Raw genomic sequence first — 20,050 nt, 5'->3', positions numbered from 1 at the left:
CAGGCGGCTGCTTTTTTTATCGTTTTTTGATTTCTTCAAGTAAGATTTTGTTGACCATCGGCGGGTTGGCCTGTCCTTTTGAGGCTTTCATAATCTGCCCGACAAGGAAGCCGATCGCGCGGTCTTTTCCGTTTTTGAAGTCTTCAATTGACTGCGGGTTGCTGTCAAGCGCATCTGTTACCAGCTTCAGAAGCACGCTTTCGTCAGAAATCTGCACAAGGCCTTTTTCTTTGACGATTTTTTCTGCGTCGCCGCCTTTTTCAATTAATTCTTTAAAGACTTTCTTCGCGATTTTGGACGAGATGGTTCCTTTTTCAATCAGCTTAATCATGCCGGCAAGGCCTTCAGGAGTCAGTGCGACATCCTCAAGCTCTTTTTGTTCGGCATTCAGGTAAGCTGACACTTCACCCATCAGCCAGTTTGATGCCTGCTTGGCTTCCGCGCCTTTATTGACCGTTTCTTCGAAGAAATCAGCCATTTCTTTCGTCAGCGTCAGAACCATTGCGTCATAAGCAGGCAGGCCGAGCTCTTCGATATAACGCTTGCGGCGCTCGTCCGGAAGCTCAGGAATGGTTGCTCTTACGCGTTCTTTCCATTCGTCATCAATGTAGAGCTCGACAAGGTCAGGCTCAGGGAAATAACGATAGTCGTCCGAACCTTCTTTGACACGCATCAAAATGGTTTTTTTCGTCGCTTCATCGTAGCGGCGCGTCTCCTGCTGAATGACTCCGCCTGACAGAAGCACCTGCTCTTGGCGTTTTTCTTCATGCTCAAGTCCTTTTTGCACGAACGCGAAGGAGTTCAGGTTTTTCAGCTCCGTTTTTGTGCCGAATTTCTCCTGGCCGATCGGACGGAGGGAAATGTTGGCGTCACAGCGCAGTGAACCTTCTTCCATTTTACAGTCGGAAACGCCTGTGTATTGGATAATTGATTTCAGCTTTTCGAGATATGCGTAAGCTTCCTCCGGTGTGCGGATATCCGGCTCAGATACAATCTCGACAAGCGGCGTGCCCTGGCGGTTGAAGTCAACGAGGGAATAGCCGTCGCCCGTATGCGTCAGTTTTCCCGCATCTTCTTCAAGGTGAAGACGGGTAATGCCGATTTTTTTCGTTTTTCCGCCGACTTCGATTTCAATCCAGCCGTTTTCGCCGATCGGCTTGTCAAATTGAGAAATTTGATATGCCTTCGGGTTGTCCGGATAGAAATAGTTTTTCCGGTCAAACTTCGTATCCGTTGCGATTTCACAGTTCAAAGCCATTGCGGCTTTCATCGCGAATTCGACCGCTTCTTTGTTCAAAACGGGCAGCACGCCGGGATAGCCGAGGTCGATGACGCTCGTTTGGGTATTCGCTTCCGCGCCGAATGGCGTCGGTGAGCTTGAGAAAATTTTAGATTTTGTTTTTAATTCCACATGGACTTCAAGTCCGATTACCGTTTCAAAGTTCACTTCATTTCACCCCTTACAGTTCAGGTTTCGCTTTATGATGATCTGTTGCCTGCTCAAAAGCATGAGCGACGCGGTATACAGTGCCTTCATCGAAGTGTTTTCCGATGATTTGCAGTCCGAGCGGCAGTCCGTCCGCAAATCCGCACGGCACGCTGATTCCCGGCACACCCGCGAGGTTGACAGGGATCGTTAAAATATCGTTGGCGTACATTGTGAGCGGATCGCTGGTTTTTTCGCCGATTTTGAATGCCGGTGTCGGCGTTGTCGGTCCGACGATGACATCGTATTTCTCAAATACGTCTTCAAAATCTTTTTTAATAAGCGTGCGCACTTTTTGCGCTTTTTTGTAATACGCGTCATAGTAGCCGGAGCTGAGCGCGAAGGTGCCGAGCATGATGCGGCGCTTCACTTCATTGCCGAAGCCTTCAGAGCGTGTCTGTTTATAAAGATCAATCAGGTTGTCCGCATTGTCTGAGCGGTATCCGTAGCGGATGCCGTCAAAGCGCGCAAGGTTTGCAGACGCTTCGGAAGAAGACAGCAGATAATATGTCGCAAGCGCGTATTTGCTGTGCGGCAGAGATACTTCTTCCCATGTCGCTCCGAGGTCTTCAAGCACTTTTAAAGCGGCTAAAACCGATTCTTTCGCTTCTTTGCCGACGCCTTCTCCGATATATTCTTTCGGTACGGCGATTTTTAAGCCTTTAATATCGCCAGTTAATGAAGAAAGAAAGTCCGGCACTTCGACATTGGCGCTCGTAGAGTCCATTTTGTCCGGGCCTGAAATCGCCTGAAGCAGGAATGCGTTATCTTCTACGTTTCTTGTGATCGGTCCGATCTGGTCAAGTGAAGACGCAAAAGCGACCAAACCGTAACGTGACACGCGTCCGTATGTAGGCTTTAATCCGACGACGCCGCAGAAAGAAGCCGGCTGACGGATGGAGCCGCCCGTATCAGATCCGAGTGAAAACGGCACTTCGCCGGCTGCAACCGCAGCTGCGGAACCGCCGCTTGATCCGCCGGGAACCGTATCGAGATTCCAAGGGTTTTTCGTCGCTTTGTACGCGGAGTTTTCAGTAGAAGAACCCATCGCGAACTCGTCCATATTCAGCTTTCCGATTGTGACGGCTTCAGCGGCTTGAAGGCGTTCCACAACCGTCGCATCGTAAATCGGATCGAAGTTTTCGAGGATTTTGCTTGAGCATGTTGTGCGAAGCCCTTTGGTCACGATGTTGTCTTTGACGCCGATCGGCATTCCGAAGAGAAGACCGTGTTCAGACCGTCCGTCAACCGCTTCGTCAAGTTCTTTCGCGTAAGCGCGGGCTCTTTCTTCATCAAGCTGTAAAAATGCCTGCACCTTATCATCCACGGATGCGATCCGTTTGTAAGATTCATCAACAAGATCGGAAATCTTGATTTCTTTTTTATGTATCATTTGTTTCAGTTCTGTGATTTTGTGATCAAATAATGACATACTGTCTCCCTCCTTTAATCCAGAATAGATGGCACACGGACATAGCCGTCTTTATGATCGGGAGCATTTTTCATGACATCCTCGACCGGAAGGCCTTTACCCGCTTCATCTTCTCTCATTACGTTTTTCATTTTCAGCACGTGTGTTGTCGGTTCCACGTTATCCGTGTCCACTTCATTAAGCTCCTCGGCAAACGAGATGATGCTGTCAAGCTGTTCTGTGAACATTTCAGCTTCTTCATCCGTAATGGCGAGTCTCGCCAAATGAGCGACATGCTTTACTTCTTCTATAGAAATTCGTGACATAAGATCCACCTCCGCATAATTCTCCGTTTCGTCATATAATACTGATCATATCAAAAACGAGCCCTCTAAAGCAACAAAACGCCGCCTTCTGAGGCATGATGAAACCCTCTCTATTTTATCCTAAATCGGGGAGAAAGAGAAACGAATTATATGTCAGAAAATTTTTACTTTTATAATTTATTGGTAGCGTTTTCATCTCTAAGCTGTTCTATGTTGGCGGGGATTTTTTCCTTGAGCGGGCCAGGTTTCGAGAGTTGATTGATCGGGGATACTTTGTTAGGTTTAGTAACCATAGCCGGCACTAAATATGTGATTCGCATGGAATGATGACTAAAGGCTGGATCGCCGGCGCATATTCCGGCACTACTAATCTACAGAGGTGATGCAACATTTACATGAAAGAAGAGAGGGTCCAAAAACGTGAGTATTGAATTAATTATATCTCTTGGCATTTACTTTGCTGCCATGCTGTTAATCGGCTGGTACGCATTCAGGAAGACAACGAATATTAATGATTACATGCTGGGCGGAAGAGGACTCGGCCCGTTCGTAACGGCGCTGTCCGCAGGTGCGGCGGATATGAGCGCATGGATGCTGATGGGAGTTCCCGGCGCAATGTTCGCAACGGGGTTATCGACCTTATGGCTGGCGCTCGGTTTAACGATCGGCGCGTATTCAAATTATCTGCTGCTTGCTCCGAGGCTGCGCGCTTACACGGAAGTTGCGGATGATGCGATTACGATTCCCGATTTTTTCGATAAACGGTTCCGCCACTCGTCATCATTGCTGAAAATTGTTTCCGCCGTGATTATTATGATCTTTTTCACACTGTACACATCGTCCGGGATGGTATCCGGAGGCAGGTTATTTGAATCGGCATTCGGCGCCGACTACAAATTCGGTTTGTTTTTAACGGCCGGTGTTGTTGTCCTTTACACGCTGTTTGGCGGTTTCCTCGCTGTCAGTCTGACTGACTTTGTACAGGGAGCGATCATGTTTGCGGCATTAGTGCTTGTGCCGATCGTTGCTTTTACCCAGCTCGGGAGCGTTTCAACGACGATTGATTCGATCAACGCCGTTAACCCGAAACTATTGGATATCTTTAAAGGCGCGAGCGTCATTAGCATTATTTCTTATTTGGCATGGGGACTCGGCTATTACGGCCAGCCTCATATCATCGTACGATTTATGGCGATTAAAGAAGTGAAAGATTTAAAACCCGCCCGCAGAATCGGGATGAGCTGGATGGTTATTTCAGTTGTCGGTTCATTGCTGACCGGGATTATCGGGGTTGCGTATTCTCATCACTTCGGGGTCTCCGTAAAAGATCCGGAAACGATTTTCATTATTTTTTCTAAAATCTTGTTCCACCCGCTGATTACGGGCTTCCTGCTGTCCGCGATTTTAGCGGCGATCATGAGTTCCATTTCCTCACAGCTTCTCGTAACGGCAAGCGCCATTACGGAAGATTTATACCGCGCCTTTTTCAGACGGGAAGCGAGCGATAAAGAATTGGTCATGACCGGACGCCTGTCGGTATTGATCGTAGCCGTTATCGCCATCCTGCTATCCATGAATCCGAACAGCACCATTCTTGATCTGGTCGGATATGCGTGGGCTGGCTTTGGTTCGGCTATCGGTCCGGCGCTCTTGCTCAGTCTGTACTGGAAACGGATGAATGAATGGGGAGCGCTTGCGGCGATGATTACCGGGGCAGCGGCCGTTTTAATCTGGATCACCACAGGGCTTGCCGCTTCAACCGGCGTATACGAAATCATTCCGGGATTCTTCCTCAGTCTGATTGCCGGTATTGCCGTCAGCCTGCTGACCAAAAAACCGGCCGATGCTTCTTATCAGCTGTTCAGCCGGATGGAAGCTCTTTTGAAAAACAAGAAATAGACAAAAAGCCGTCAGATTTTATCCCTGACGGCTTTTTTCTTCCGCACTTGTCCTGCTATAAATACTGTGAGAAAATCATATCAATTTATTATAAGAAAAATTGCGGAGGTGCTGTGCAAATTGAGCTGGCCTATCGAACCAGACATTTTATTAAAGCTGGGCATTGCCACGCTGATCGGCATGATCATCGGTCTTGAACGCGAGCTGAAAAACAAACCGCTCGGACTGAAAACCTGTATCGTCATCGCCGTCAGCTCCTGTATGCTGACGATCGTCAGCATTAATGCGGCATACCATTTCCCAAAATATTACCGTATCATGATGGATCCGCTCCGCCTTCCCGCCCAAATCATTTCCGGCGTCGGTTTTATCGGCGCGGGCGTGATCCTGCGTAAAAGCAATGACGTCATATCCGGCCTGACGACATCGGCTATCATCTGGGGCGCGGCCGGGCTGGGTCTGGCTACAGGCGCCGGCTTTTATAAAGAGGCGTTCGCAAGCCTCTTGTTTATCCTGATCAGTGTCGAATTTCTTCCGTGGCTGATCAGAAAAATCGGTCCCAACCGCTTGAAGGAAAAGGATATCCGCGTGAGAATGTCTCTTTCCGATAAAGACAAAATGACCGAGATTTTAAAGGAAATGAAAAGCAAACAGCTCCGCATTCACTCCGTCCGGATTGATGATCTGGGTGAAAAAGAATTTCCGATTATGGAAGTGAAAGTCAGTGTTCATAAAAACCGCTACACCACTGACGTCTATTATGATATTAAAGAAATTCAGGGCGTCGTCGGAGTGAAATGTGATACGTTATAAAAAACGCCGGGCTGGATTCAGCCGGCGTTTTTCTATTTATACGAATGCAGAAAATTGATACTCCGTAATCGGTGTTTCATTTTCGATATCGCGCCTGAAGGCTTTCAGCATCCCGAGTTCCTCGTCCCCGAGTGAATTGAGGTCAAACGCCTGATGCAATAATCCGTAGATCAGCATATGGCGCAGCCGGAGGAAATCCGGGATGTGTTCAAACCATGCGGAATCAAGGTCATTTTCTTCCCTGTAGCCTTTCATAAAGTGAGTCATGAATTCACCCGTAAACGCGGCCTTGTCTTCATACGGGATGACCGGATACCACAACATGTTGTACAGCAGAATACTGATATCATTCACAAACCAATTGTAGCCGATATCATCAAAATCAAATGCAGTGATTTTTCCGTTGTCCCAATTAAAATTGCCATGATGCAGATCGGCGTGCACAAGGCCGTAGTTTTCAGGATTCTTCGGCAAACGGCGCAGTTTTTCCATTAGAGCATCCGCCCGCTCAAATACGAGATGCTGATCTGCGGGCACGTATTTTCTCAGCTTCAGCTGCTCCTCTTCATCCCATTCCTGCCTTTTATATGCCGGATCGCTCAGACGGTAGCTTTTCGTCAGCCGGTGCATGTTCCCCGTGTACTTTCCAAGCTGGTAAAACAGAGTTCCGTTCCAGTCTGATTCCTCCACTTTGCGTCCGGGCGCTTTTTCATAGACTCTTAATAAAAACGCTCCGCCTTTTCCGTCCGGCACTTCTTCGACATCTTTGCCATTTAATGAAGGAATCGGCTTTGCTACTGAAAGCCCTCCCTTTGCCAGATGATGAAGCCATTCCATTTCTCCGAGAATATATTCCGGTGTTCTTCTGATCGTATGCGTAATTTTTAAGATATACGGTTCGTTATCTTTCACAATTTCATATACGTAGTTCTCTGCGTCCGCGATAAATTGAAACTTGGTAAATCCGTATATTTCACCTGCTTCAGCGAGCACCTTATCTTCCTCAAAAATCGCTTTAATATCTTTATGCATGCTGATTCACCCTTTTCATAACGTTTGTAGGCGGTGTGTGTACTCAGCAAATGTCATTCATCAACATTCCTGCCCTTCTTTTTTCACAGCAGATTCGTAACATCCGCTTAGAAATGCAATGTGTTTTCCTGTTAATTCCTAATTATACAAATATCTTAACATACCTCATTCCTCTCTCCAACGATATTCACACTAAAAACCCTTGCTCATACAGAAATGAACAAGGGCATCTTGGTTAATCGTAAATATGGACGGTCGGTTCTTTGTCACCCGCATTGCGGACGATCAGCGCTTCCTGCCCGTCAGACGAGGTAATGTTAATTTCGACATCAACTGAGCCTTTTGAATAATAATCCATCAGCTCACCTGTTAAGTATTGGGTAAAGGCGATGACTTCGCTTTTCCCGTAAAATTGCATCGGGATTTCAATCTTCATTTTTCTCATTTCATTGTTTTCGTACATTGCCGTTCCGACAACTCCGGTGTAATTCGGGAAGTAGCTGTCGATGGCGTTTTTGAAGCGTTTAAACACTTCGGAATCATCAGGGTATTTCTTTGCCGTGTCTGTATCCGCCGGATAGAAGACGTACTTTTCTTTGACATCATCCCAGTTTGAAATGGTGGATGAGCCGGCCTTGACTTCTGTTTTCGCAATGTAATTCCCCGGTACGATTGATGTTTTCGGCGCTTGTTTATAAAGGGCGACGGTAATCGGCACATTTTTCAGGTTATCCATTTTCCGAAGGCGGTTAACGACTTCCTGTGCGATTTCTTCACCGTGGCTGCGGATCGTTTTGTCGCTGAGCTCCACTTCCTGCTGCGGATCACCTGTGTTTTCGCGGTAATAGTATACAGAGTTGAGAGCGAGACCGATCATAACACCGCCAAGCTGGATGGAATTTTTATCTTTTCTTACTAGGTAATCCTGCTCAAGCATGGACGCTAAGTAAATCGGGCTGTTTTCGTTTTTCTCTTTTGCTGATCCCGAGCTTGGCAGCACCGGGTTTAAGCCGAGATTCTGGAAATTGGCGTCTGCCTTTTTCGCCTTTTTCAGATCACTGCCCTCTTTTTTGCGGTCAAGCCAGCTGAGTACCGTGTCCTCATCTAAATACTGGCCTTCCTGATACAAATAGTCATCCGTCGGGAACGTGTCTTGAGCGAGCCGCATCAGCCCCGTCTCGAATTCATCGATGTCCAGCCTCGTGTTCAGCCGGTCCGCGGTCAGGCCGCGCGCTTTTCCGGCCTTAAACGGGAGCACCATTTTATAGTAGGAATCAGAGATATTATATTTCGGTATGATCGCTTTTTCAGAAGACTTTGCCGTTTTCTGCGTGATCTCTTCCTCTTTTTTTCCCCCGAAACTCGGCGAACAGGCCGACAGCATGAGTACTGCCGCCGTTGCCGTCGCCGCCAATGCCAACATCTTTTTCAATAGAAAACACTCCTCTTATTTCTTTAGCTCTCCCAATAGCTGTGCTTCATTCCATACTTCAATGTTTAATTCCTGCGCTTTTGTCAGCTTGCTTCCGGCCGCTTCTCCGGCAATCAGCAAGTCTGTTTTTTTGCTGACAGATCCCGTCAGCTTTCCGCCGAGCGCTTCAATCTGCGCCTTGGCTTCATTTCTGGACAGCTCTTCAAGCTTTCCGGTTAACACGATGGTTTTGCCGGCAAAATAAGAGTCGCTGTCCTCCGCTTTTACTTTTTTCGGGCCTTTGTAGAGTGTGTTCACACCGAGTTCCTCAAGTTCATTCAAAAGCTCAAGCATTTCCTCTTTGCGGAAATAGGTGATAACGGCATCGGCCATCTTTTCGCCGATTTCATCTACCGCAAGCAGCTCTTCTTCCGTGGCTTGTTTCAGATTTTCCAGGCTTTCAAAATGCATGGCCAGTGTTTTGGCCGCTTTTGAGCCGATAAAACGGATGCCGAGACCGAACAGCAGGCGTTCCAGCGAATTCTCTTTCGACTTTTGGATGGAGCTGATCAGATTGTCAGTTGATTTTTCCCCCATCCGCTCAAGCCGGATAACCTGTTCTTTCGTCAGCTTATACAAATCAGCGACATTACGGACGAGATGTTCACGGAAAAGCTGTGTGATGACACGTTCTCCGAGTCCGTCAATATTCATCGCGTTGCGTGAGACAAAGTGAATCAGGCCTTCTCTGATCTGCGCCGGACATTCCGGATTGATGCAGCGCAGCGCGACTTCCCCTTCAATGCGGACAAGTTCGCTTTCGCACTCAGGGCAGCTGGTCGGCATATTGAATTCTTTTTCTTCCCCGGTCCGCTGTTCAATTAAGACATTGACGACCTCAGGGATGATGTCGCCCGCTTTTTTGACGACCACTTTATCGAGAATGCGGATATCCTTCTCTTTAATTAAATCTTCGTTATGAAGGGATGCTCTTGAGACCGTCGTTCCCGCGACTTTTACCGGTTCCAGAACGGCGGTCGGCGTAATAACGCCCGTTCTTCCGACATTCAGTTCGATATCGAGCAGTTTTGTCACGACCTCTTCCGCCGGGAATTTGTAAGCAATCGCCCAGCGCGGGCTTTTTGCCGTATACCCGAGTTCTTCCTGCTGGTCGAGCGAATCGACTTTGATGACGATTCCGTCAATTTCATAAGGGAGATCGGCCCGCTTCGCCTGCAGCTCTTCGATCATTTCAATGACTTCATCTATCGTGGCGCATTTTTTCCGTTCCTGGTTTGTTTTAAAACCGAGCTCATCCAGAAAATCCAGGCCCTGACTCTGTGTTTCCACACCCATCTCGTCAAGCTCCGCTATACTGTAGACGAAGATGTCAAGATTTCGTTTCGCTGCAATTTTCGGATCGAGCTGTCTGAGTGAGCCCGCAGCCGCGTTCCGGGGATTGGCGAACGGCTCCTCTTCATGTTTCAGCCTTTCTTCATTGAGCGCTTCAAATGACTGTTTCGGCATGTACGCCTCTCCGCGCACTTCTATGGAAAGATTCCGTTTCATTTTCAGCGGAATGTTGCGGATCGTTTTTAAGTTTTCCGTGATATCTTCGCCCGTCGTTCCGTCTCCTCTTGTCGCGCCTCTGACGAAATAGCCGTCTTCATAACGGAGAGAAACAGCAAGACCGTCTATTTTCAGCTCCACATTGTAAGCGACGCCGTCACCGACAGCCTGACGGACGCGGCGGTCAAAATCGCGGAGATCATCATCGTTAAATGCGTTGCCGAGACTGAGCATCGGCGTGCCGTGCTGCACCTTTTGAAAAGATTCAAGCACCGCTCCCCCGACCCGCTGTGTGGGCGAATCAGGCGTTCTGAGCTCCGGGTGCTCTTCCTCTATGGCAATCAGCTCCTGCATCAGTCTGTCGTACTCGGAATCCGGCACGCTCGGTTCATCTAAGGTGTAATATTCATAACTGTACTGATCGATGGTGCGGCGCAATTCTTCTGCCCGGTGTTTCGCTGTTTCTTTGTCCATCATGTTCTTCCTTTCCTCTTCAGGTTACTGCTTTTCAATCGGCGCAAAAGCTGCAAGCAGACGCTTCACGCCGACTGGGCTCGGGAATGCGATATCAAGCTCGGTGCTTTCGCCTTCTCCTTTTACGCTGACAACCGTTCCGGTGCCCCATTTTTTATGGCCCGCTTTATCGCCGACCGCCCAGCTGAGCGAGTCGCCGCCTGTTTTGTTCCCATAGGAAACGGGACGGGATACGGGCCCGCGTTTCGGCTGCACTTTTCGTCCCGGCTGCATGCGAGGTGTTTTCTTCTCATTTAGGTTCTCCAATAAATCGCCAGGTATTTCCCTGATAAAGCGGGATTCCGGATTCATATTGGTGCGGCCGAATAAGGTTCGCATTTTGGCATTCGTTAAATACAGTTCTTCTTCCGCCCTCGTAATGCCTACATATGCGAGCCTGCGTTCTTCTTCCATCTCGGCTTCTTCCATCAGGGAGCGGCTGTGCGGGAACACGCCTTCTTCCATGCCCATTAAGAACACGACAGGAAATTCAAGCCCCTTAGCGGCGTGCAGTGTCATTAAAGTGACGGCATCCTTTCCGCCTGATTCCTCTTCCTTCTGGTCGAGCTGGTCAATATCCGCGATAAGCGCCAAATCAGTCAGAAACGCGACGAGAGACTTGTCTTCGCTTTTTTGTTCGAAGTTTTTCGTCACGGAAAGAAACTCGTCGATATTTTCAAGGCGGCTTTGGGCTTCGATTGATTTTTCGGCCTTCAGCATTTCTCTGTATTCCGTTTTTTCGAGAATTTCTTCCGTGAGTTCCGTAATGGACAGATAATCCTGCATGTTCGTCAGATTCTCAATCATCGCGCCAAAGCCGTCAAGCGCGTTTGCCGCTTTTGCACTGACGCCGATGAAATCAACCTGTTTGATCGCCTGGAACATTGACATTCCGTTCATCGCCGCATATGACGCGATTTTTTCTAGCGAAGTGGCGCCGACGCCCCGCTTCGGCACATTGACGATCCGCGTAAAACTGATGTCGTCGTCCGGATTTGACACAAGGCGCAGATATGCAAGAATGTCTTTAATTTCTTTCCTGTCGTAGAACTTGGTTCCGCCGACGATATTGTAGTTCAGACCGGATTTTAAAAGGGTTTCCTCAATGACGCGCGACTGGGCGTTTGTCCGGTATAAAATCGCGATATCGGAAAGCTTCCGCCGCCCCGAGCTGTGCAGCTCATAAATTTTGCCCGCGACGAATTGGCCTTCGCCGAATTCATTGTCGCCGCTGTAATAAGAAAGCTTGATGCCTTCGTCATTTTCCGTCCACAGTTTTTTCGGCTTGCGGTTTGAGTTGTTTTTGATCACTTCGTTAGCCGCTTGCAGAATCCGCTTTGTTGAGCGGTAGTTTTGCTCGAGCAGAATCACGTTTGCGCTCGGATAATCTTTTTCAAAGGAAAGGATATTCGCGATATCCGCCCCGCGCCATCTGTAAATGGACTGGTCGGAGTCACCGACGACGCAGATATTTTCAAGACGGGCCGCAAGCTGCTTCACAAGCAGGTATTGCGCTCTGTTCGTATCCTGATACTCGTCTACGTGAATGTACTGGAATTTGCGCTGATAAAACTCAAGCACTTCCGGCACACGCTCGAAAAGCTTAATCGTCGTCATGATTAAATCATCAAAATCGAGCGATTGGTTTTTCAGCAGTTTTTTCTGATAATCGGTATACACGTCACTCGTGACCTGATCGTAGTAGCCGCCGGCCGTTTTTGCGAATTCCTCAGGTTCGATCAGCTCGTTTTTGGCGCTGCTGATGGAGCCTAAAATACTTCTCGGATCAAACTTTTTCGGATCGATATTCCGCTCTTTCAAAATCCCTTTAATAACGGAAAGCTGATCAGCCGTATCAAGAATGGAGAAGTTTCGGTTGATGCCGATTCTGTCAATATCCCTGCGCAGAATCCGCACGCACATGCTGTGGAAGGTGGAAATCCAGATTTCATCCGCGCCGGGTCCGAGAATGCTCTCCACCCGCTCCTTCATTTCTCTGGCTGCTTTATTTGTAAAGGTAATCGCCAGAATGTTCCATGGCGCCACGTGTTTTTCCGCCATTAAGTATGCGATTCTGTGCGTCAGCACACGTGTTTTTCCGCTTCCCGCGCCCGCCATCAGAAGCAGCGGACCGTCCGTCGTCTTGACCGCTTCCTGCTGAACGGGATTTAATCCGCTTAATAATTGATTGCTAATGTAATTCATATCCGTTCACCGCCTATCAAACATATGTTCTATCATAAATCAATTTCGTTCGCTTGGCTACTTTGTCTTTACAGCCGCCACCGTTTTGAGCGCCTGATCAAAATCTTCATATACGGCATTTCCGACAACGATGACATCGGCATGACGGCCGAACCGTTCCGCCGTTTCCGCGTCTTTAATCCCGCCTCCGTAAAACAGGACGGACTTGTCCAGCACAGCCTTCGTTTTCTCCACCGTTTCTATGTCCGCCAGCATCCCGCTGTATTCCAGATAAAAAATCGGGAGATGAAGCAAATGTTCCGCGACCCGCGCATAGGCGAGAATATCTTCTGTTTCTATATGTGTATCCGCCTCCGTCAAAGCGGCCGCCTTACAATCAGGGTTGACGATGCAGTAGCCCTCCGTCACGATTTCCTCCATTGACATGAGCTCTCCGTATTCTTTCATCGCCTGATGATGCATGCCGACAATCCAGTCCGCCTTTTTGCTGTTGAGCACACTCGGAATGAAATAAAGATCAAACCCGGGCACAATGGAATCAATCGTCGACACCTCAAGTACGCACGGCACTAAAAACCGCCGCACCTTTGACATCAGTCTCAGCACATTGTCCTCGGTGATATTGTCGCTTCCTCCGATCACAATGGCGTCAGTCCCTGATTCACAAAGCCGTTCCAGCTGTTCATCCGGTAAATCTTTATTCGGATCGAGTTTAAAAACATGCTTCCACTCGTTAACATCGTACATGCGTTTTCGTTCCTCCATTCGTTTCTTGCCATTTAAACATTATAACAAATTCGTTTGGCCCGGAAAAACGGAAAAAGACGTCATTCACCTGATTCACAAAAAAAGATTGCGCTCCGCCTGACGGGAAACGTCTATGTTTGAAAACAGACAATATGTGGAATGTCAAAGAGAAAAAAGGCAAGGAGTCTGGTCTCAATGGAACAAGCCATTATCGTACTGATTTGTGTATTGATTTTTATTATTTTAGTTCCCGCCGCATTGTTTCTCTGGATATACATAAGAGACGAAAAGCAGGAAGAACATTCAGTGCTGCGCAATTATCCCGCAGCGGGAAAACTGCGCTATATATTTGAAAAAATCGGACCTGAGCTACGGCAGTATTTATTCAGCAATGATAACGAAGAACAGCCGTTTTCCCGGAGAGAATATGAACAGACGGTCATGTCGGGAAAGTATAAAAGCAGAATGATGGGCTTCGGCTCAGAACGGGATTTCGATCAGCCGGGCTATTATATCCGTAACGCCCTCTTCCCGAAACAAAGGGAGGAGCTGCGCACAGATCAGACGCCGAAGATCGACACGATGGTATACAAGATTGACAAAGACAACCTGCTGAAACGCAGCGAACACCGCGAAAAAGCAAAAGCGGACCCTTATTACCTGCATCCGGACGATGTGCAAGTGATCGGCCGCGACACATGCAAGAAACCGTTTTATGTAAAAGGGTTAATCGGACAATCAGCGATGAGCTACGGCTCACTTGGCGACCGGGCAATCACCGCTCTGTCAAAAGGGCTGCACCAGGCCGGCGGCACATGGATGAATACAGGCGAAGGCGGCCTGTCTGAGTATCACTTGAAAGGCGGCGCGGATATTATCTGCCAAATCGGCCCCGGGCTGTTCGGCGTGCGCACTGAAGATGGAGAATTTTCATGGGAAGAATTTAAGAAAAAAAGCCGCCTCGAGCAGATTAAAGCCTTTGAATTAAAGCTTGCGCAAGGGGCGAAAGCAAGAGGCGGTCATATTGACGGTTCAAAGGTGACCGAAGAAATTGCCGCCATCAGAAATGTGCAGCCCGGACAATCCATTGACAGCCCAAACCGCTTCAACGAATTCTCAAATGTTCCGGACATGCTTGATTTCATTGAGAAATTAAGAACTGTCGGTGAAAAACCGGTCGGCATCAAAATTGTCCCGGGCAGCCGCAAAGACCTTGAAGACCTTATTTCCTGTATGAGTTCATCAGGCAAACTTCCCGACTTTATTACGATTGACGGCAGTGAAGGGGGAACGGGAGCTTCTTTCCATGAACTGGCGGATTCCGTCGGCCTGCCGATTCTGACCGGCCTCCCCCTTGTTGACGGCCTTTTGAAGACATACGGTATAAGAGATAAGCTGAAAATTTTCGCATCCGGAAAGCTGCTCACTCCGGATAAGATTGCCGTTGCCCTCGCGTTAGGCGCGGATTTTGTCAATATTGCCCGGGGAATGATGTTTTCAGTCGGCTGTATCCGTGCTCAAGTATGCCACACCAATCATTGTCCTGTCGGAGTGGCGACAACCGATCCAAAACTTCAGCGCGCGCTCAGTATCGAGGATAAACAGCACCGCGTCTGCAACTACGTGCTCTCGTTGCGTGAAGGGCTGTTTCACCTTGCCGCGGCGGCGGGTATCAGCTCGCCGATTCATTTCTCAGCTGAACACATCGTATACCGGGAGGAAGACGGAAGCCTGAGGGAACTTTCCGGCCTTTTGAATCAGCACGCATAAAAAAACCGCCTGCCGTCATCGGCAGAGCGGTTTTTTACGTAGCTGAGGAGGATTCTCCTTTGTTTACGCGGTCAAGCGCCATTTCATAGGCGTCGTTCCCGTAATTTAAGCAGCGCTTCACCCGGGAAATCGTCGCTGTGGAAGCACCCGTTTCGCTTTCAATTTTGTGATACGTATTTCCTTCGCGGAGCATTCTCGCCACTTCCAAACGCTGCGCCAGCGATTGGATTTCATTAATCGTACAAAGATCGTCAAAGAAACGATAGCATTCCTCCAGATCTTTCAGCGATAAAATAGATAAAAATAACTGGTCCAGTTCTTTTCCGCGTAATTTATCGATTTGCATCGTCAAACACCTTCTCCTTTACTAATGGAAGCTGCATCGAGATCAGGCACGATATTAATCCATGTCTTTCCTGGCACAAACGGAAGAATCTCACCGCCTTTTACGGGCAGAATACGGCCGTCTTTATATTCCCAGTCTGACTCTATAACATCGCCGTGCTGAAGCAGGAGGCCCTTCCCCCCTGACTGAATATCGATGGCCCGCCTTCCATCTTTGTCTGTCATGCGATGGCCGGCTTCAACAATAAAAATGTTGTGCATGGCTAAAGGCTTTCCGGTCTCCCGGTCTGTCGCTTTCACACCATCAGAGCTTCTTGTATAAGCATCAGCTTTTTTATCATAATCGTATTCGACAAGATTTGTAACGTTTTGTGTTCCATAATCTATCCGAATATTGTAGGTTTCGTTTCCGGGTTTTGCATCTGATGTCTGAAATGGGAGCGGTTCTGTTTTTCCGTTCAGCTTGTATCCTTTTTGTTCCGCCGCCTTCCTGATATTGTCATACGACGTGTAGGAATTGTGGGGCGGCTTGCTGAAATCGGCTCTCCAAAACAGGCTGCCGTCAAAATCCAAACCGTTTATATAATCGTAAGTTCCGGACTCCAGCTGCTTTTTAGCGCCGGGACTCCAGCCATGATGGACAAATATGCTGTTAAACCCGCTGCTGAGCGTGACAAAATATTCCCTCGCGCTCCGCACAGGCCCGACCGTTTCCGGCATCTCACTTTGAAAAATCGCGAGAAACCGCGTAATCCGGCCCTCCGCGAGCGCTTCGATGACAACATCCGCCTTTGACAGCCCGGATTGGGGCCTCGCCTTCGGATGATTGTTCACTGCGACTGCAATCGGACGGCGTTCTGCAAGCTTCTGCTCAGTTTTCAGCCCCGTTAAAGGAGCTTCCGCTTCTTTCGGCTGCACCTGATCGGCATTGTTCTGCCGGCAGGCGGCAAGCAGCAAAAACGCAAAACAAAGCATACAAACGGTTTTCCATCTTTTCATATGTCGGCTCCCTGCTTTTATATTTTAACGCATTATCGATGGAAAGAGTACAGTTTTTTTCATCACGTCGAATATTCCTCTCGGCGTAATGCGGATATAAGGCAGGTGTGTGCTCTGCAAAAAGAGCAGCGTATAGATCGGATCGCAGAATCGGTAGCCCCGCTCCTCCAGCAACGTCCTCAGTTTTTGCTCTTTCTCAAGCACTTCTTCATAATTCTCTGCGGATGCAGAACCGTTTAAGGCGAGGGGAATCTCATGCAGAATCTTCCCGTTTTCGGCAAGCACGATTCCACCGCCGATTTCTTTCATCCGTGAGAAAGCGAGCAGGATATCTTCTTTATTTTTTCCGGCAGCGATAATATCTCCGGTTGTCGTGTAAGAACTGACAAAGCCCTGCACCCGATCGGCAAAACCTTTCAGCATCGTATTGACCCGCCATTTTCCATGCTTATCGAGAAGCGTGAGATAGCATTCATCATGATCAAAAGAAAGCTGGTCAACAGAATTATCAATCGCAATCATATACGGCTCCATAATGACGGCGTTGCGCATAATCACACCCATCGGCATTGAAAACTGTAAATCATCCATCGTCATATCATATGAAAGCTCAAGAGGGACAAGACCGCCCTTTTTCCAATCTGTTTCTGTAAACGCATTCATATTTCGGCCGTCTTCCCTCAGCAGGATGCCTTTGGAGATCACCGTGACCGGGTCCGGATTCATCGGGTCATCGAGAATGTTCAATGAAGCAAGCCGGCCCGGACCGATCACACCGAGAAAGTCATCCATCTGATAATACTTCGCGATATTAAAGGAGGCCATATTGTAGGCGTCAATCACCGGAACCCCTTCCTCCAAAGCGATTTTAATTAATTCATTCGTCATGCCGCCTTTATAAAAATGCGGCGTCGCTCCATCCGTCGTGTAAAAGAAATGATCATAATGCCGGAAGCCTTTTTGATGGAGATCCTGCAAAATCGTTCTCAAATCAGGGCGGATGGATGAATGTCTGAGCGAGACATAGTAACCCAATTCAAGCCGTCTCATCACCTCGTCTCCATTCATCGCCTCGTGGTCAGAATCAGCCCCGAACAGTTTCATCTTCGTCAGTGTTTTTTCAGAGGCTCCGGGAAAATGCCCTTCTATCCGCTTGCGCAGTTTCTTTGTCGCCTGCATGCAATGAAGCATCAAGTCATCGCCGTCCATGAGGCGCGGCCATCCGGTCAATTCTCCGCCTTGAATGACATCCGGGTGCTCAATCCATTGCTTGCGGACATCAAAAGAAAGGAGCTGATCCTCATTCAGCACTTCAGTCTGCAGATCATATCTGGACCACCAGAAATATTGCACCGGCTGTTTTTTCAGTTCTTCCAATATAGTAAGCGCTTTCTTTTTACCGCTGTGCAAAAGAAAAAACAAGTTATCATTAACAAACGTCGTTGTTCCGAATTGAGACACATATTCGGCGAGCGTTTGGGGATTATATATTTGAAAAGGATGTGTATGCGGTTCAATGTAACCTGGCACAATGTATTTTCCTTCACAATTTATGGTATGAATGTGCTCTGCTGCATCAGGAAGCTCATGACCAACATATACAATTCGGTCTCCGTAAATCCAGACGTTTTTTTTCAGCCATTGTTTTAAAAAAGGATTTAATACGAGAGCATCCCGTAAAAGTAGCGTTGGAAGCAGCTTTGAGTCTACAACATCCGCCTGTGATCTGATGTCTTTATTTTTCCAGTTAAAGGTACGTTCGGACATTCACATACTCTCCTTCGCTTATATTAGACCCATCGTATCACATCCGCACAATTATCGCACGGCTAAAACGTTACAAATTATTGAAGATGAATGAAAAACTTTTTCTAGGGAGCTGAAATGATGAAACCGAATATCAGTTTATTAAATGCCGTTATGCGCATCACTTGCGGCCTCACCATTTTGTCTGCCGCTTCAGCGAAATACACGAGAAAACCTTGGTGCAAGATGCATCTCTTCTGTATGATGATGGGCGCGATGAAAGCGGCGTCCGGCATCCTCCGCTTCTGTCCGGTGACATATATGTTCCAGACAGGAATGAATCAGGATGACAGCCATCAGCAAGAAAAATAACAAGCCGTTTCGGCTTGTTATTTTATTTTCTCCTGTTATCACGATTCCGAGAAGAACCATCTCTCACGGCAAATCGACAATCTTAGTCGTCATTCAGAAGAAAACCCGCATCTTTTAAGACGCGGGGGTTTCCTCTTTATCGCTGCGATGCTTTCAGCGCACGGGCGCCGATATCGCTTCTGTAAAACAGTCCGGGTTTTGTCAGCCCTGAAACGGCGCTGTACACTTTATCCCTCGCCGCTTCAAATGTCTCAGCAAATGCCGTGACATTGGCGACCCGGCCGCCGTTTGTAACAAATTGTCCGCCGTCTTTTTTCGTTCCGGCATGAAAAACGGCGATCCCGTCTTCAGCGGACGTCAAACTGCCGATCGGCGTCCCTTTCGCATAGCCTTCCGGATAGCCTTCAGAAGCCAGGACAACGCTGACCGCGGCCGTATCCTTCCATCTTAGGTCAACATCCTTCTCATGCAGAAGATCTAAGAGCACCTGAATGAGGTCAGATTCCATTCTCGGCACGACGACCTGTGTTTCCGGATCTCCGAAGCGCGCGTTGAATTCAATGACTTTTGATCCGTTTTCCGTCAGAATCAGTCCCGCGTACAGCACGCCCGTGAAGGAGCGTCCCTCTTTCACCATTGCTTTTGCCGCCGGCTTCACAATCGTTTCGACTGCGCTTCTGACGATATCATCGGAAATGTGCGGCACCGGTGAGTAGGCGCCCATTCCGCCCGTGTTCGGACCTTTATCTCCATCGAAGGCGCGTTTATGATCTTGAGCGATGACCATCGGATAGACGGTCTCCCCTTTTACAAACGCCATTAAAGAAAATTCTTCGCCGGCGAGGAACTCTTCAATGACAACAGATGCGCTCGCCTCCCCGAATTTCTCATCCTCAAGAAAATCGTGCAGGCATTCAATCGCTTCTTCTTCCGTCATCGCGACTGTGACACCTTTTCCGGCGGCAAGCCCGTCCGCTTTAATGACAATCGGCGCGCCTTTTTGCTGTACATATGCTTTCGCCTCTTCAAATGAAGTAAACGTCTCGTACTCCGCCGTCGGAATGCCGTATTTTTTCATTAAATCCTTGGCAAACTGTTTGCTTCCTTCAATAATAGCCGCTTTTTCAGACGGTCCGAAAACAAGCAGTCCGGCTTTTTCAAACTCGTCGGCTATCCCTTCAATCAGAGGAACTTCGGGGCCGATAATCGTCAGCCCGACATGATGTTCTTTCGCAAACGCAATGAGTGCGGCATGATCGCTTTCTTCAATGTTGACCAGCGCCGCGCAGTCTGCCATACCGTCATTTCCGGGCGCGGCGTACACCGTGTCAACAAGCGGGCTTTGCGCCGCTTTCCAAGCCAATGTATGCTCTCTGCCGCCTTTTCCGATAATCAATACATTCACG

At 48.3% G+C, this 20,050-nt stretch carries 17 protein-coding genes; 5 read left to right on the top strand and 12 right to left on the bottom strand.

Annotation, left to right across the window (positions count from 1 at the left end):
- Positions 1-16: 16 nt before the first annotated feature.
- Genes gatB through gatC form a run of 3 tightly spaced genes read right to left on the bottom strand, consistent with a single transcriptional unit; the run spans position 17 to position 3,223 of the window.
- A complete protein-coding gene (gatB, locus tag ACWJJS_RS18100; protein ID WP_003155730.1) occupies positions 17-1,447 on the bottom strand; it encodes an Asp-tRNA(Asn)/Glu-tRNA(Gln) amidotransferase subunit GatB in 1,431 nt (476 codons plus the stop codon).
- A 13-nt stretch (positions 1,448-1,460) separates the two neighbouring features.
- Positions 1,461-2,918: an Asp-tRNA(Asn)/Glu-tRNA(Gln) amidotransferase subunit GatA gene (gatA, locus tag ACWJJS_RS18095; protein ID WP_454023785.1), complete on the bottom strand. Its 1,458-nt coding sequence runs from the start codon at positions 2,916-2,918 to the stop codon at positions 1,461-1,463.
- A 14-nt stretch (positions 2,919-2,932) separates the two neighbouring features.
- Positions 2,933-3,223 (bottom strand): Asp-tRNA(Asn)/Glu-tRNA(Gln) amidotransferase subunit GatC, encoded by a 291-nt coding sequence (gene gatC / locus ACWJJS_RS18090; protein WP_003155732.1) that lies wholly within the window; start codon positions 3,221-3,223, stop codon positions 2,933-2,935.
- 420 nt (positions 3,224-3,643) lie between these two features.
- On the opposite strand from gatC, the gene putP reads away from it, so the two are divergent.
- The gene (putP, locus tag ACWJJS_RS18085; protein ID WP_007408914.1) at positions 3,644-5,122 is read left to right on the top strand and encodes a sodium/proline symporter PutP; all 1,479 of its coding nucleotides are present in this window, start codon (positions 3,644-3,646) and stop codon (positions 5,120-5,122) included.
- A 120-nt stretch (positions 5,123-5,242) separates the two neighbouring features.
- Positions 5,243-5,935 (top strand): MgtC/SapB family protein, encoded by a 693-nt coding sequence (locus tag ACWJJS_RS18080; protein ID WP_003155735.1) that lies wholly within the window; start codon positions 5,243-5,245, stop codon positions 5,933-5,935.
- Positions 5,936-5,971: 36 nt separating this feature from the next.
- Here the strand turns inward: ACWJJS_RS18080 and ACWJJS_RS18075 are convergent, their stop codons facing one another.
- The 5 genes from ACWJJS_RS18075 to ACWJJS_RS18055 form a co-directional block, all read right to left on the bottom strand.
- Positions 5,972-6,967: a phosphotransferase enzyme family protein gene (locus tag ACWJJS_RS18075; RefSeq protein ID WP_015388584.1), complete on the bottom strand. Its 996-nt coding sequence runs from the start codon at positions 6,965-6,967 to the stop codon at positions 5,972-5,974.
- 235 nt (positions 6,968-7,202) lie between these two features.
- Positions 7,203-8,399 (bottom strand): CamS family sex pheromone protein, encoded by a 1,197-nt coding sequence (locus ACWJJS_RS18070; RefSeq protein ID WP_454023784.1) that lies wholly within the window; start codon positions 8,397-8,399, stop codon positions 7,203-7,205.
- A gap of 15 nt (positions 8,400-8,414) precedes the next feature.
- On the bottom strand, positions 8,415-10,421 hold the full coding sequence (ligA, locus tag ACWJJS_RS18065; protein WP_017419034.1) for an NAD-dependent DNA ligase LigA: 2,007 nt from the start codon (positions 10,419-10,421) through the stop codon (positions 8,415-8,417).
- Positions 10,422-10,445: 24 nt separating this feature from the next.
- Complete coding sequence (gene pcrA / locus ACWJJS_RS18060) at positions 10,446-12,665, bottom strand: DNA helicase PcrA (protein WP_454023783.1); 2,220 nt, start codon at positions 12,663-12,665, stop codon at positions 10,446-10,448.
- A gap of 57 nt (positions 12,666-12,722) precedes the next feature.
- On the bottom strand, positions 12,723-13,412 hold the full coding sequence (locus ACWJJS_RS18055) for a heptaprenylglyceryl phosphate synthase (RefSeq protein WP_003155740.1): 690 nt from the start codon (positions 13,410-13,412) through the stop codon (positions 12,723-12,725).
- A gap of 195 nt (positions 13,413-13,607) precedes the next feature.
- Here ACWJJS_RS18055 and ACWJJS_RS18050 point away from each other — a divergent pair, with 195 nt between their 5' ends.
- Entirely contained in the window at positions 13,608-15,182 is a 1,575-nt protein-coding gene (locus ACWJJS_RS18050) for an FMN-binding glutamate synthase family protein (RefSeq protein WP_229153844.1), read from the top strand.
- Between the two features lie 34 nt (positions 15,183-15,216).
- Here the strand turns inward: ACWJJS_RS18050 and ACWJJS_RS18045 are convergent, their stop codons facing one another.
- The 3 genes from ACWJJS_RS18045 to ACWJJS_RS18035 are packed head-to-tail and all read right to left on the bottom strand — an operon-like array spanning position 15,217 to position 18,293.
- Complete coding sequence (locus ACWJJS_RS18045) at positions 15,217-15,528, bottom strand: YerC/YecD family TrpR-related protein (protein ID WP_003155745.1); 312 nt, start codon at positions 15,526-15,528, stop codon at positions 15,217-15,219.
- A 2-nt stretch (positions 15,529-15,530) separates the two neighbouring features.
- On the bottom strand, positions 15,531-16,526 hold the full coding sequence (locus ACWJJS_RS18040) for a DUF3048 domain-containing protein (protein ID WP_063174586.1): 996 nt from the start codon (positions 16,524-16,526) through the stop codon (positions 15,531-15,533).
- Positions 16,527-16,550: 24 nt separating this feature from the next.
- Positions 16,551-18,293, bottom strand: coding sequence for an adenine deaminase (locus ACWJJS_RS18035; protein WP_077721902.1), 1,743 nt, complete (start codon positions 18,291-18,293; stop codon positions 16,551-16,553).
- A gap of 120 nt (positions 18,294-18,413) precedes the next feature.
- On the opposite strand from ACWJJS_RS18035, the gene ACWJJS_RS18030 reads away from it, so the two are divergent.
- Positions 18,414-18,644: a YgaP family membrane protein gene (locus tag ACWJJS_RS18030; protein WP_017419030.1), complete on the top strand. Its 231-nt coding sequence runs from the start codon at positions 18,414-18,416 to the stop codon at positions 18,642-18,644.
- Positions 18,619-18,762 carry a hypothetical protein gene (locus ACWJJS_RS18025; protein ID WP_164672385.1) on the top strand — a complete coding sequence of 48 codons (144 nt, stop codon included), beginning with the start codon at positions 18,619-18,621 and terminating at the stop codon, positions 18,760-18,762. Before ACWJJS_RS18030 ends, ACWJJS_RS18025 begins: the two co-directional genes overlap by 26 nt.
- An 18-nt stretch (positions 18,763-18,780) precedes the next feature.
- Here the strand turns inward: ACWJJS_RS18025 and purD are convergent, their stop codons facing one another.
- On the bottom strand, positions 18,781-20,049 hold the full coding sequence (purD, locus tag ACWJJS_RS18020; protein WP_070081466.1) for a phosphoribosylamine--glycine ligase: 1,269 nt from the start codon (positions 20,047-20,049) through the stop codon (positions 18,781-18,783).
- Between the last annotated feature and the right edge of the window lies 1 nt (position 20,050).

It is taken from the genome of Bacillus sp. JK106, assembly GCF_053663355.1.
Note: the sequence above shows the minus strand (reverse complement) of the source record. Positions and strands in the feature narration are given on the sequence as shown.

Excerpts from the sequence above, each read along its gene's own strand:
- ACWJJS_RS18050 (WP_229153844.1), top strand. The coding sequence starts at position 13,608 with ATGGAACAAGCCATTATCGTACTGATTTGTGTATTGATTTTTATTATT.
- gatC (WP_003155732.1), bottom strand. The coding sequence starts at position 3,223 with ATGTCACGAATTTCTATAGAAGAAGTAAAGCATGTCGCTCATTTGGCG.
- ACWJJS_RS18040 (WP_063174586.1), bottom strand. The coding sequence starts at position 16,526 with ATGAAAAGATGGAAAACCGTTTGTATGCTTTGTTTTGCGTTTTTGCTG.
- ACWJJS_RS18045 (WP_003155745.1), bottom strand. The coding sequence starts at position 15,528 with ATGCAAATCGATAAATTACGCGGAAAAGAACTGGACCAGTTATTTTTA.
- ligA (WP_017419034.1), bottom strand. The coding sequence starts at position 10,421 with ATGGACAAAGAAACAGCGAAACACCGGGCAGAAGAATTGCGCCGCACC.
- ACWJJS_RS18030 (WP_017419030.1), top strand. The coding sequence starts at position 18,414 with ATGAAACCGAATATCAGTTTATTAAATGCCGTTATGCGCATCACTTGC.
- ACWJJS_RS18035 (WP_077721902.1), bottom strand. The coding sequence starts at position 18,293 with ATGTCCGAACGTACCTTTAACTGGAAAAATAAAGACATCAGATCACAG.
- pcrA (WP_454023783.1), bottom strand. The coding sequence starts at position 12,665 with ATGAATTACATTAGCAATCAATTATTAAGCGGATTAAATCCCGTTCAG.
- ACWJJS_RS18075 (WP_015388584.1), bottom strand. The coding sequence starts at position 6,967 with ATGCATAAAGATATTAAAGCGATTTTTGAGGAAGATAAGGTGCTCGCT.
- gatA (WP_454023785.1), bottom strand. The coding sequence starts at position 2,918 with ATGTCATTATTTGATCACAAAATCACAGAACTGAAACAAATGATACAT.
- ACWJJS_RS18055 (WP_003155740.1), bottom strand. The coding sequence starts at position 13,412 with ATGTACGATGTTAACGAGTGGAAGCATGTTTTTAAACTCGATCCGAAT.
- ACWJJS_RS18025 (WP_164672385.1), top strand. The coding sequence starts at position 18,619 with ATGACAGCCATCAGCAAGAAAAATAACAAGCCGTTTCGGCTTGTTATT.